This window comes from Oceanobacter kriegii DSM 6294, from assembly GCF_000422845.1.
Lineage (GTDB): Bacteria > Pseudomonadota > Gammaproteobacteria > Pseudomonadales > Oceanobacteraceae > Oceanobacter > Oceanobacter kriegii.
This window is the reverse complement of record NZ_KE383931.1, coordinates 13,293-26,118: the sequence shown is the minus strand read 5'-3', so window position 1 is coordinate 26,118 and position 12,826 is coordinate 13,293. Positions and strand designations below refer to the sequence as shown.

Below are 12,826 nucleotides of genomic sequence, written 5' to 3'. Positions count from 1 at the left end.
GTAGTTTTATTGGTCTTCTTGGTAAAAGTACCAAGTAGAAGTACGTAGGTAGTTTGCGTGGTTGTTAGAAGTTCAGGCAGTTTGGCCAGCTTGAATTGTGCCTTTCAAAAGTTACTAAAGGCCAGTATTGACGGGGGATAGCACAAGGAAAAACTGTTCATTCGATGAGTAATGACTCACTCGAATTGGTGGTGCGTCAGATGGACTATTTTGAGCCGGTCCGCTAGGGAAGTTGCGCATACTACTTTGGGCTAATACGCGGTTTCAGGTGGTAAATGGCCTGAATTGTTGTATTTGATGGCACTGTGCTTTTGCAGGCACATCAGCTTTCGGCAATGAATTGCCTCCTACAGACGTTGATGTGAGGACGATATTTTGTAGGAGCGATTTCAATCGCGAGCGAATTGCCAGTCGTCGCTATTTCTTTATTGAGCCAAGCGGTGCAATTGAGCAAGGCGGCGCAGCGGTGTGACTCGCTGCGCAGGCTGGGCTGAGGAAATACAGCCCTCGAGTTTTACTCTCTGGATTACAGCAGTTTGGACTCGATGTCTTTTACGTCTTCCATCACCACGAAGGTGCTGGTTTGGGTAACGTAAGGTAGTGACGAGATCTTTTCACCCAGAACCGCACGATAGGACTCCATATCTGACGTGCGGATCTTTAACAGGTAATCGAACGTTGCGGCCGTCATGTGGCACTGCTCAATTTCCGGAATGGCTCTTACTGCATCATTAAAGGCATTAAGGGCGCGGGTGCGGGTGTCGCTCAGGGAAACCTGAACAAAGGCCACGTACTTGGTACCCAGCTTCTTCTGATCTATCAGGGCCATGTAACCAAGAATGTAGCCTTGTTCTTCCAGGCGTTTCATTCGGATCTGGCAGGGCGTCTTTGATAGACCCACGCGGGATGCCAGTTCAGTTACAGTGATGCGGCCGTTTTTCTGAAGTTCACGAAGAATAGCCATGTCGAGTTTGTCGAGTTTGTCTTGGGAGTCCATTTGGCTTTATTTTCTTTATTTGGTGGTCACTTGTTGTTGGAATAGGGGTGAACGCGGCTCATTGTAATAACACTGTCGTAGTTCTTTCTTTCAAATTCCCGTTTTTTGGCAGGCCTTTTTCCTTCTTTAGGGTATTTCATAGGCGAATCCAATATTGATGATAATGCACCTAAATAGTTCGGAAGGCCTGAAATGTAACATTCGTTGCACTCTTGTGATGCAAAAGTGAAAAAATCTTTGCGAACGGCTTTTTTGTGCGATTTTTGGGTGGTTGGTAAAAATTTAGCGCCTTTTCACTATAAAAAAGAATGAATCAGGAAATTCGACCATTGGGTCTGCATTAGTCTGTTTCGCCCATGGGCACAAACCGATCAACTGTTCTCAGCTTTGGTTGGATGTCTCTTGAAAAACATGGGTATGCTTTAAAAGTGATACCTAAATCAATAATCAAAAAATGAAAGAGGACTATCCATGGTTACTTTGACGTTTGTACTGTACCTGGCAGTCATGCTGGGCATCGGTATCGTCGCTTATCGTCGCACGCAAGATCTCTCTGACTATGTACTGGGTGGCCGTAACCTTGGCCCAATCCCGAGCGCCTTGAGTGCTGGTGCATCTGACATGAGTGGTTGGTTGCTGTTGGGTCTGCCGGGTTACGCCATGAGCGCCGGTTACGGTGCATTCTGGCTGGCTGGTGGCCTGCTGGTAGGTACCTGGGCCAACTGGTTGCTGGTTGCACAACGTCTGCGCGTTTACTCTCATCGCGCTGATGATGCTCTGACTCTGCCTGCTTTCTTTGAAAAGCGTTTTGAAGACCACAGCCATGCTCTGCGCGTTGTGTCTGCGTTCTTCGTACTGGTGTTCTTCCTGTTCTACACCAGCTCCGGTCTGGTTGCTGGCGGTAAACTGTTTGAAACCGTATTCGGTCTGGACTACCAACTGGCTGTTGTTGTTGGCGCGGTTGCGGTTATCTCCTACACCATGTTCGGTGGCTTCCTGGCGGTATCCTGGACTGACGTAGTGCAAGGCCTGCTGATGGTTGGCGCTATGGTTCTGGTTCCTGTTCTGGCGCTGTCTGATCTGGGCGGTGTTGGCTCTGCGTTCGATCAAATTGCTGCCAAAAACCCTGAGCTGCTGGACGCATTCACCAATGCTGACGGTACTTCCATTACCCTGATTGGCACCCTGTCCCTGGTTGGTTGGGGCTTCGGTTACTTCGGTCAGCCACACATTCTGGCGCGTTTCAAAGGCATCAAGAGCAAGGATCACGTTCCGGCTGCACGTCGCATCGCGGTACTGTGGTCTGGTGTTTCCATGGCCGGTTCCATCGCTATTGGTCTGTTCGCCATTGCTTACCTGAAGTCTGATCTGGGCGACAACGAAACCGTATTCATGGTGATGGTTGACGCTATCTTCCACCCGGTTGTTGCAGGCGTTCTGCTGGCTGCGATTCTGGCTGCCATCATGTCCACTGCGGATTCCCAGTTGCTGGTATCTTCTTCTGCACTGGCAGAAGACTTCTACAAGGCGCTGTTCAACAAGGAAGCCTCTGCCCAGCAGCTGGTTAATGTTGGTCGTTTCGCCGTTGTGGGTATCGCTGTGATCGCAACCATTCTGGCTCTGAACCCGGATTCCGGCGTTCTGGATCTGGTTTCCTACGCCTGGGCTGGCTTCGGTGCTGCCTTCGGTCCTGCTCTGATCCTGTCTCTGTACTGGAAGCGCATGACCAAGCAAGGTGCTCTGGCCGGTATCATCATCGGTGGTGTGACCGTTGTGGTTTGGAAGCAGCTGACTGGTGGCTGGTTCGACCTGTACGAAATCATGCCTGGCATTCTGTTCGCTACCATCGCCATCATTGGTGTGTCTCTGGCGACCAGCGAACCTTCTGATTCCATCAAGAAGAAGTTCGACGAAGTGGATGCTGAAGTTAAGAGCTGATGCATCGGGTTGTAGCGGGTTGGCTTTTGCTGGCCTTGCTACAACTGGCATGAATTGCCGGCTGGCAAGATGAACCTTGCGCTGGCAATGATTTCAAAAAAAGGAGCTTCGGCTCCTTTTTTTGTGGCTGGGTTTTTGGGTCTGGGTTTTGGGTGTCTGGGATTCGGTCGCAGGAATGGCGGTGCGAATACATGGCCTGATGCCAAGAAAAAACCAAGGAAAAACCAGACCCTAAAAATGCACCAATGGTGTGCGTTGTGTTTTCTCGTGGTGCATTTAATTGGTTGAAGATTACGGTAAATCTGAGTCTCGAAATAACGCTTTCTGATGATTTCTACAAAGCGCCATTAGACTCTTTTTTGATCGCTTTTTAAGGCTTTTTCTTGAGTTTTGTAAGAAAGCGGCTCCTTTGGTCTGTGAAATAGATCACTTTAGGAAGATCGACTTTCACAAATGAGTACCATGTCCGGCAACGTTTTGCGTAACAGAGGGCTGTACCATGACAACTACAATTCAAGACATCCGTCGCAACATCCGCGACCGCTACCTGAAAGACGAAGCCACTGCGCTGCGTGAACTGGTAGCGAATAGCCGTCTTAACCAAGGTCAGCGCCAGGCCATTTCCACCGCTGCTGCCGAACTGGTTCGTAAGGTTCGTGCCGGTAGCCGACCAACCATGATGGAAAACTTCCTGGCTGAATATGGCCTGACCACACGTGAGGGTGTTGCCCTGATGTGTCTGGCCGAAGCTCTGCTGCGAGTACCCGATTCCTACACCATCGACGCTCTGATCGAAGACAAGGTAGCTCCGGGTCAGTGGAGCGAGCACCTGGGTCAATCCAAATCCGGTTTGGTGAACTCTTCTACCTGGGCACTGATGCTCACCGGTAAAATGATCGCACCAACCACTGCCGAAGGCGTACGTTCCACCTTGCGTGGTCTGGTAAAACGTCTGGGTGAGCCGGTGATCCGTGTGGCCGTTGGCCAGGCGATGAAAGAACTGGGTCGTCAGTTTGTACTGGGCAGCAACATCAAGAACGCCACCGATCGTGCGCGTAAGCTGGAATCCCGCGGCTACACCTATTCTTACGACATGCTGGGCGAAGCCGCCCGTACTGACGAGCACGCGCTGGAATACCACCGCGCCTACAGCGAAGCGATCGCTGCATTGGCTCCGTTGTGTACTCACAAAACCATGGCCGAAAACCCGGGTATTTCTGTGAAGCTGTCGGCACTGCACCCACGTTACGAATTCGCCAAGCGCGAGCGCGTGATGCAGGAACTGGTTGAGCGTACCCGTGAGCTGGCTCGTCAGGCCAAGAAAGCCAACATGGGCTTTAACATTGATGCTGAAGAAGCCGACCGTCTGGACTTGTCTCTGGATGTGATTGTGGCTGTGCTGGAAGACCCTGAACTGGCGGGTTGGGACGGCTTTGGTATCGTTGTTCAGGCGTTTGGTCAGCGTGCACCACACGTGATTGAATTCCTGTACGCCCAGGCCAAGCGTCTGAACCGTCGCATCATGGTGCGTCTGGTGAAAGGTGCTTACTGGGATGCCGAAATCAAGCGCGCCCAGACTCTGGGTCTGGATGGCTTCCCGGTGTACACCCGTAAGGCACACTCCGATGTGTCCTACCTGTGCTGTGCCGAAAAACTGCTGGGCATGACCGATCACATTTACCCTCAGTTCGCTACTCACAACGCTCACTCCGTGGCATCTGTACTGAACATGGCCAAGGGCGTGGACAAGACCAAGTTCGAGTTCCAGCGTCTGCACGGCATGGGTGAAGCCCTGCACGATGAAGTGCTGAGCAACGAAGGCACACGCTGCCGTATTTACGCTCCGGTTGGCGAACACCGCGACCTGCTGGCGTATCTGGTGCGTCGTTTGTTGGAAAACGGTGCCAACAGCTCCTTCGTAAACCAGATTGTTGATACCCGTATTACCCCGGAAATGATCGCCCGCGATCCGTTTGAAATTTCCGATGTGTTTGGTGAGCCAAAGCCAAGTGGCATGATCCGTCGTTCCGAGCACCTGTTTGGTGAAAACCGTAAAAACGCCAAGGGTTGGGACGTGACTGACGTGGTGGAAGTAGGCGACATGCTGCAACAGCGTGATGCCTTCAAGGCCACTCAGTGGAAAGCCGCGCCGATGATTGCGGGTCAGGTAGAAGGTGGTGCCAAAACTCAGGTACTGAACCCTGCCAATCCAGCCGACATTGTGGGTGAAGTGACCAACTCAACCCCTGCTGACATCGAAGTGGCCATTAGCAACGCCGTTAGCGGCGCTGAAGCCTGGTCCAAAGTACCTGTTGAAGTTCGTGCTGCAGCACTGAACAAACTGGCTGACCTGTACGAAGAAAACGCCATTGAGCTGTTTGCTCTGACTCAGCGCGAAGCGGGTAAAACCCTGCTGGACGCGGTGGGTGAAGTGCGTGAAGCGGTCGATTTTGCCCGTTACTACGCCGATCAGGTTCAACAGCTGGACGCCAAAGCCAAGGCCGCTGGCGGTGCAGCGGAAGGTCGCGGTGTGATCACTTGTATCTCCCCATGGAACTTCCCGCTGGCGATTTTCACCGGTCAGATTCTGGCTGCTATTGCCGCTGGTAACTCGGTACTGGCCAAGCCTGCCGACCAGACTCCGTTGATTGCTGCTCGTGCCGTTGAAATGATGCTGGAAGCCGGCATCCCTGCCGACGTGATTCAGCTGCTGCCAGGTTCCGGTAAGGACGTAGGTGCGCCGCTGACTTCCGACAGCCGTATTCAGGGTGTGTGCTTCACCGGTTCTACCGCTACGGCACAAACCATCAACAAGGCCATGTCTGCGGCAATGAACGCCGAAGCGCCTCTGATCGCCGAAACCGGTGGTCTGAACGCCATGATCGTGGATTCCACCGCGCTGCCAGAACAGGTTGTGCGTGATGTGTTGGCGTCTTCTTTCCAGAGTGCGGGTCAGCGTTGTTCTGCTCTGCGTGTGCTGTACGTACAGGAAGACATCGCCGACAACCTGCTGAACATGCTGTACGGCGCGATGGACGAGCTGGAGCTGGGCAACCCATGGGAGCTGACCACTGACGTGGGTCCTGTGATTGACGAAGCCGCACGCTCCAAAATCGCTGCTTACGTTGATGGCTTCGCTGCCAAAGGCGGTCTGCTGAAGCGCATGGACGTACCAAAAGACGGTCTGTTCGTTGGTCCTGCAGTTGTTAAGGTTGGCGGCATCAACGACATGCCTGAAGAAATCTTTGGCCCAGTGCTGCACGTGGCGACCTTCAAGGGTGACCAGGTTGAGCAGGTGGTTAACGACATCAATAACCGTGGTTTTGGTCTGACCTTTGGTCTGCACACCCGTATGGATTCCCGTGTGGAATTCGTCACCAAGCGCATCAAGGTGGGCAACGCCTACGTTAACCGTAACCAGATTGGCGCCATCGTTGGCTCCCAGCCATTCGGCGGTGAAGGTTTGTCCGGTACTGGCCCGAAAGCCGGTGGTCCGCACTACGTTGAACAGTTCATCAAGCCAAACCGTGCGCTGGAAAGCGCCGAGCTGACCGGTGAAGTGGTTGCTGCCAGCAAACTGGAAGCGGCCCTGACCAAAGCAGCGGGCCTGAGCTTCGCGCCAGCGAAAGACTTGCAGGAATCTCTGGTTCAGCAAGTGAACGACAGCTTTGCCGCGCTGAACATCAAGGTTGATGTGAAGGGCCATGAGCCTGCTGAACTGCCAGGACCAACCGGTGAACTGAACCGTCTGTCTGTTCACGCCCGTGGTGTGATTCTGGTAGTTGGCCCAACACTGGACCGCGCCATGAAACAGGCCGCTTACGCCCTGGCGTGTGGTAACCAGGTGGTTGTGGTAGCGCCGGGTGCTGAAAACGCCGTGAACCTGCTGCGTGGTCACGAATGGCCGATCGTTGCTATTGATGGCCAGGTTGGCGCCGAAACGCTGACCGCTGTAAACGGTTTTGCCGCTGTGGTTTGCGCAGGTCAGGGCAGCTTTATGGTGGATTACCGTAAAGCGCTGGCTGCTCGTGATGGTGCTTTGCTGCCGCTGATCAACGATGACAGCAACAGCCACCGTTATGTGCTGGAGCGTCACATCTGTATCGATACAACGGCGGCCGGTGGTAACGCCAGCCTGATCGCCTCTGCTGAGTAATCAGCAACACAGTCAGCAGCCACTCGACGCGGTGGCCGCTGACTGACCTTGTTGTAATGGCCTGAGTGTGGCGATTACAGCAGGGACCCCACCACCCCAGAGAGATTGAGCTTTGGGTTGGCGGTCTTTTGGTTCAATTCTTTGCCCGCTTCGTGCGGGCTTTTTTGTGTCTGTTTTACGAGACCAGCCACTCTGGCTTGCCTGTGTTCTGGTTCTCGGTCATGACCTGGTTCTTAGGCATATTCTGGTTTTCGGCTGACACATCAATCGCTTCCAGCAACGAACTGGCCATCAAGCCGGAGAGGTTTTTCAGCAGCTCTTTCTGGTGCGGCTTGAAGGCAACGCCATCACTGGCAAACAGCAGCAAGAAAGCCTGGCCGTCGCTTCCTGAAAAGCCAAATCCGGTAATGAAATTGGTGTGGGCGTGTTTATGCATTTCGCGCAGAAAGCGCTCGTCGTGGTGGTTCAACGCCAGTCCAGATAAATCATCAATGTTGAGCCACTGGTCGCCTTGGGTGGCTTTCAAACGGCGTCCGAATGACTTGTGCAACGACACCCGTGGATGACGCCAGGCTTTGTGAACATGGCTTGGTGCACAGTCAATCAGCTCGGCATCCTGCTGGCCCAGCTGCATCAGGCCGACCCAACGAATGCCCAAAGGCTTTTGGCCCGAATTCAAGATGCCTTCCAGCTTGCGGCCGAGGTTGCCACTGCGGCTGAGGTCGCGCACCAGATCCAGCATCAAGCCCGCCGACCAGCTCAGCTCATTGAATGACTGCTGCAAATGACGGGTTTCGCCGCTGCCCTGAATATCAACGGCATGGCCATAGTTGCCTGCGGCCACTGCCTCACAGGCTTTGGCGGTTTTGATTACCGGTCGGATCACCCACATCAGAAAGGCCACAAATCCCGCGACGATGTAGCCCACCACGGCGCATAGCAGCAGGGCATTCAACTGCGACAGTTGGTTATCAACGCTGGCTTCCAGTTGCACCAGTTCGCTGCCCAGCATTTGGGCGTCGGCCAACATGGTTGGACCGCTTTCAATGACATACTCGGCAGCCCATTCCAGACGGGGCTCTTCAGGGTCGCCAATCAGCTCATGCAGGCGGCTGTTGAACTGACTCCATCCGGTCGACATGGCGGGCTGGGTGGTATTGGCGAGGGTGTCGAAGGCGTCGCCATTCAACAGCCACCAGATTGGATTACCCGCCGCGCTTTCGGCATGGCGGTCCATGGCTTCGATGCGCTGACCCAGGGTGTTGATGGCTTGCTGGAATTGTTCGTTGAAAATCACCAGATCGCGGTTGTAACTCTCGTAGTCGCGAGGGGCGTTTTGTTTGTACTTATCGGCCAGGGCGTTGATTTTCACCAACTCCATGGTCAGTTGTTCGGTTTGGTTGTGCCAATCGGACAGCGCGTTTTGCAACGCCAACGAGCCTTGATACGTCAGACTCAGTGACACCACCAGGGCCAGCAGCAGGCTGGCGGCCAGAATAAAGCGGGTAAGCAGGCTATTGAAGAAATCCATGTCAGAGACTCTTTTGGGTTAGGTCTCCTTGTGGTCGGCGATGGCGACGATTTCTTACACGATTATTTGAAATTAATGCGTGTTGGTCGAAAAGAGGAGGGTGGATGGGCACGAGTGCCCATCCTATGAGTTTGTGGTGCGGTGAGAGTAATAGGATGGGCGCTTGCACCCATCACTCAAATGGCTGTCTGGTTACACCCGGTAGCGGCTTACCAAATCGCGCTGGGTTTTGGCCATGCCCATCAAATCATTACCGATGCTGGCGGTGCGCTGAGCGCCTTGCAGGTTTTCTTCCGAATGGTTGCTGATGGCTTCCAGAGCCGAGCTGATCTCGCGCGCGGTGGCGCTTTGTTCTTCCGTAGCGCTGGCAATCTGGGTGTTCATTTCGGAAATTTGGGTAATCGACAGGTCGATGCCATTAAGGCCCTGTTCAGCTTCACCGGCTACCTGAATGCTTTCTTCGCTGAGCTGGGTGGACTCTGCCATCACCGAGACCACGGCGGTGATCAGTTTTTGCATCAGTTCGATGGTTTGCTGGATTTCGACGGTGCTTTGTTTGGTACGGCTGGCCAGTGAACGTACTTCGTCGGCAACAACCGCAAAGCCACGACCCTGTTCGCCAGCGCGTGCGGCCTCAATGGCCGCGTTCAAGGCCAGCAGGTTGGTTTGCTCGGCAATGTTGTGAATGGTTTCAATGATGCTGTCGATCTGGTTGCCGTATTCGTCCAGCTCGTTGGTGGTGCCCGAAGCCTGACGCACCTGGGCTGCCTGGGTACGAACGTTGGAAATGGCACGTTCAATGGCCGACTTGGCGTCTTTCATCATGCTGCTGACGTTGCCAGTGGCCTGCATGGTTTCTTGCGAGCGATCGGCGACTTCTTTCACCGACGATTCCATTTGGGTCATGGCGGTGGCGGTTTGCACCACCAGCGCTTTTTGCTTGTCGGCAATGCTGCGCGATGTTGTTGCGGTATCGGCATTAACGCCAGAGGTGTTGTTGAGCTGGTCGGCGGCGGCCGACAACTTGCTGAAGGTGTCGCGCAGCGACTGGTTCAGCGTATTCAAATAACCGCCCAGATCGGCAAATTCGTCCTTGCCGTTGGCATCAAAGCTGACTTGCAGATTGCCTTTCGACATCTCAACCAGATTGTGACGGAACTGGCCGATGGCATTGCGAATGCTGCGGGAAATCATCGAGCCAATGATCACCGCTACCAGCACAGCAACCAGGCCTAATCCCAGCAGCATGGAGATGCCGGATGACACCGCCGCAGCGCTGGATTCACGGGCCTCGTCCAGCATCACTTTGGTCAGCGCGTTGAATTGCATCACCGCTTGTACCGACGATTCCGTCAGTTCCGTGACGTACTGCTGCTCACCCATGATGGCGGTTTCAAGGTCGTGCTGACGCTGGTAAGCCGCACGCAAACCTTCCGGGGCGTCCATGTGCATCACCAGTTTGGGCACCATAAAGCTGAATACTTTGCCGATGCTGTCATTTTCGGCCACAACCGCCTGGTAAGACTCCGTGATTACCGGGCCAAGGCCTTTCAGGGATTCGTTCAAAATCAGCATATCGGGGTTGGCGACATGGCCACTGAAGGCAGCGATGGCCTTGTTGACGTCGCGGCCCAGTGAGTTGATCACCATACGCAGGCTGGGTTTGTAGTAGTCGCGGTATTTCAGCAGGTACTTTTCCAGCTGGCGGCTGAGTTTGGTCATTTGATAAATGCCGTTGGAAACCTGTTCGTCGGCAACAACCTTTTCGCTGTAGTGCTTAAGAATTTCTTCACCGCTGACACGCATTTTGTCGGCTAGCTGGCGAATTTCTTCGACACTGGCGGCCACCTCGCTGTTGTTCTGCAACAGGCTGGCAGGCACGCTGCCAATGGCCAGATTGAGGTTGTTGATGGCGGTTGAAAAGGTGTCGCGGCTGGCTTGCAGGGCTTCCGGGGTGTGCGACCAGTTGGCTTCAATCAAGGCGATTTTGGCTTCCATCAGGGCGGTTTCTGCACTGGCGGCGGCCTGGCTCAGCGGCACGCTTTCGTCGACGATGGCTTCCATTTGTTGGGAGATACCGGTCAGCGACGCGTAGTTGGAAGCGGCTAATACCAGCATGGCCAGCAACATGGCAGCGAATCCGGCGGTGATCTTTTGTACCAGGGTCATGTCTGTTCTCCGATCCGCTTAGTTGAGGAAATCCTGATAATTGTCCTGGGTCACCAGTTTGAAAGGCACCCAGACTTTCTCATCCACTTCGCGACCGCGAATCAGGTTGTTGGCGGCAATTACGGCTTTTTCGGCCTGACGCTGGCCGTCTTGCAACACAGTGACGTCGAGCAGTTGTTTGTCCATGGCTTCGAGGGCGTCATGGGTGGCGTCGATACCGCCAATCAAAAATTTCTTCGGATCGAGGCCTTTTTTCTGCAAGGCCAGAATGGCGCCCAGCGCCATTTCATCGTTGTTGGCAACGATCATGTCGAAGGTCTGGCCTTCGTCGAGCCACTTGGTCACCAGTGCCATGGCTTCCGAACGCTGCCAGTTGGCGGTGCCTTCCACGGTGATTTTCATATTCGGGTATTGCTTGATGACGTCACGCACGTCCTGGGTTCGAATTTGGGCGGCAGGGTTGTCCTCGGCACCTTTTAACAGAGCGATGTTGGCTTTGTAGTTCGCCAACTTGGCCAGCTCTTCGGTTTGCATGGTGCCGGATTCCACTTCGTTGGAGCCGACGTACACCATGTTGCTGGGGTAGTTGCTGATGGAGGGATCTGTGTTGACGTAAACCAACGGGATGTTGGCGCTGATAACGGTTTCGACGATGCCCCGGTTGTATTCCGGGTCGCCACTGACCGGCGCGATGATGATGGCGTCGACCTTGGCGTCAACAAACTCACGAATCTGGCTGAGCTGACGTTCCTTGTTGCCGTCGCCATCGGCGACGTAGGTGTCGTGCCCCCGATAACCGGCAGATTCTTCAATCGCCATTCTCAGTACCGTGAGAAAGTTGTCTTCAAAGCGCGGCATGGTGGCAGCGATGACCCCGGAATGGGCTTGGTTCATCAATCCGAACAGGGCGCAGGTGGCGATCACGCGGGCTACAGGCCGAAAAGCTCGCATAGGGAATACTCCGATTTTTCTGTTTTTCTGCATTCAGCATAGGCAATGACCGGGGTTTGGCCAGTTTGCCCACTTTGCTGCTTTGTACATTCAGTAAAGGTGCTTGGAATGTCCTGTACTCAGGTTTAAGTATCGGCCGCTTCCGTAAGTACTGAACGGTCGATTTGCGAATCCTTGGTGTGACAACTCATAAGAAAAACAAAAAAATAGCTTTAAATAATTAAATTAACGAATCAAAGCCGAGTCGGCAGACTGGAATTATTCAATCGTCAGCTGCTCATACTTTGAGCATATAGCAGCCTCGGTGTCTGGCTGCTTTACTGCTGCTGTAGCGGTTAAACCAAACAATCTACGGAGACAACGACAATGGCAGGTTTCGATAAAGTCGTAGGCAGTTATGAAGAAGCAATGGAAGGCTTGCAGGATGGCATGACCGTCATTGCCGGCGGATTTGGTTTGTGTGGTATCCCGGAAAACCTGATCGGTGAGATCAAGCGTAAGGGCACCCGCGACCTGACCATTGTGTCCAACAACTGCGGTGTCGATGGCTTTGGCCTCGGCGTGTTGCTGGAAGACAAACAGGTTAAAAAAATGATTTCGTCCTATGTGGGCGAAAACGCCATGTTTGAACAGCAACTGCTGAACGGCGAGCTGGAAGTAGAACTGACACCACAAGGCACGCTGGCAGAAAAAATGCGCGCTGGTGGCGCGGGCATTCCTGCTTTCTTTACTGCTACTGGTGTTGGCACGCCGGTGGGCGAAGGCAAGGAAGTGCGTGAGTTCAATGGCCGCGAATACTTGTTGGAAGAATCCATTGTTGGCGACTTTGCCATCGTCAAAGGCTGGAAAGCCGACCGTTATGGCAACGTGATGTACCGTCACACCGCCCAGAACTTCAACCCAATGGCGGCAACGGCGGGCAAGATCACCGTGGTCGAAGTGGAAGAGCTGGTCGAAGTCGGGGAGTTGGAACCTAGCCAGATTCACACCCCGGGGATTTATGTGAACCGTTTGATCGTTGGCAGCTTTGAAAAGCGCATCGAAAAACGCACCGTCACTGAATCCTGATTTCAACGCTGAGACA

8 protein-coding genes are annotated in these 12,826 nt (G+C 53.8%); 4 read left to right on the top strand and 4 right to left on the bottom strand.

The genetic code is table 11. The features are described 5' to 3' along the window. Positions 1-526: 526 nt before the first annotated feature. Positions 527-997, bottom strand: a complete 471-nt coding sequence (locus tag G516_RS0113425; protein WP_028294079.1) for an Lrp/AsnC family transcriptional regulator — start codon at positions 995-997, stop codon at positions 527-529. A gap of 471 nt (positions 998-1,468) precedes the next feature. On the opposite strand from G516_RS0113425, the gene putP reads away from it, so the two are divergent. The 3 genes from putP to putA all read left to right on the top strand — a co-directional run bounded on the left by putP (position 1,469) and on the right by putA (position 7,091). Next, positions 1,469-2,935: a sodium/proline symporter PutP gene (putP, locus tag G516_RS0113420; protein ID WP_028294078.1), complete on the top strand. Its 1,467-nt coding sequence runs from the start codon at positions 1,469-1,471 to the stop codon at positions 2,933-2,935. Between the two features lie 69 nt (positions 2,936-3,004). Then, on the top strand, positions 3,005-3,223 hold the full coding sequence (locus G516_RS24730; RefSeq protein WP_156879046.1) for a hypothetical protein: 219 nt from the start codon (positions 3,005-3,007) through the stop codon (positions 3,221-3,223). A gap of 211 nt (positions 3,224-3,434) precedes the next feature. Then, on the top strand, positions 3,435-7,091 hold the full coding sequence (gene putA, locus G516_RS0113415) for a bifunctional proline dehydrogenase/L-glutamate gamma-semialdehyde dehydrogenase PutA (RefSeq protein ID WP_028294077.1): 3,657 nt from the start codon (positions 3,435-3,437) through the stop codon (positions 7,089-7,091). Positions 7,092-7,266: 175 nt separating this feature from the next. Here putA and G516_RS22515 read toward each other — a convergent pair whose 3' ends face one another. The 3 genes from G516_RS22515 to G516_RS0113400 all read right to left on the bottom strand — a co-directional run bounded on the left by G516_RS22515 (position 7,267) and on the right by G516_RS0113400 (position 11,742). Then, entirely contained in the window at positions 7,267-8,622 is a 1,356-nt protein-coding gene (locus G516_RS22515) for a HAMP domain-containing protein (protein WP_036536621.1), read from the bottom strand. 192 nt (positions 8,623-8,814) lie between these two features. Further along, on the bottom strand, positions 8,815-10,791 hold the full coding sequence (locus G516_RS0113405; protein WP_028294076.1) for a methyl-accepting chemotaxis protein: 1,977 nt from the start codon (positions 10,789-10,791) through the stop codon (positions 8,815-8,817). An 18-nt stretch (positions 10,792-10,809) separates the two neighbouring features. Continuing rightward, on the bottom strand, positions 10,810-11,742 hold the full coding sequence (locus G516_RS0113400) for a substrate-binding domain-containing protein (RefSeq protein WP_028294075.1): 933 nt from the start codon (positions 11,740-11,742) through the stop codon (positions 10,810-10,812). Positions 11,743-12,108: 366 nt separating this feature from the next. Between G516_RS0113400 and G516_RS0113395 the strand changes: the two genes are divergently transcribed. Next, positions 12,109-12,810 carry a CoA transferase subunit A gene (locus tag G516_RS0113395; RefSeq protein WP_028294074.1) on the top strand — a complete coding sequence of 234 codons (702 nt, stop codon included), beginning with the start codon at positions 12,109-12,111 and terminating at the stop codon, positions 12,808-12,810. Positions 12,811-12,826: the final 16 nt, after the last annotated feature.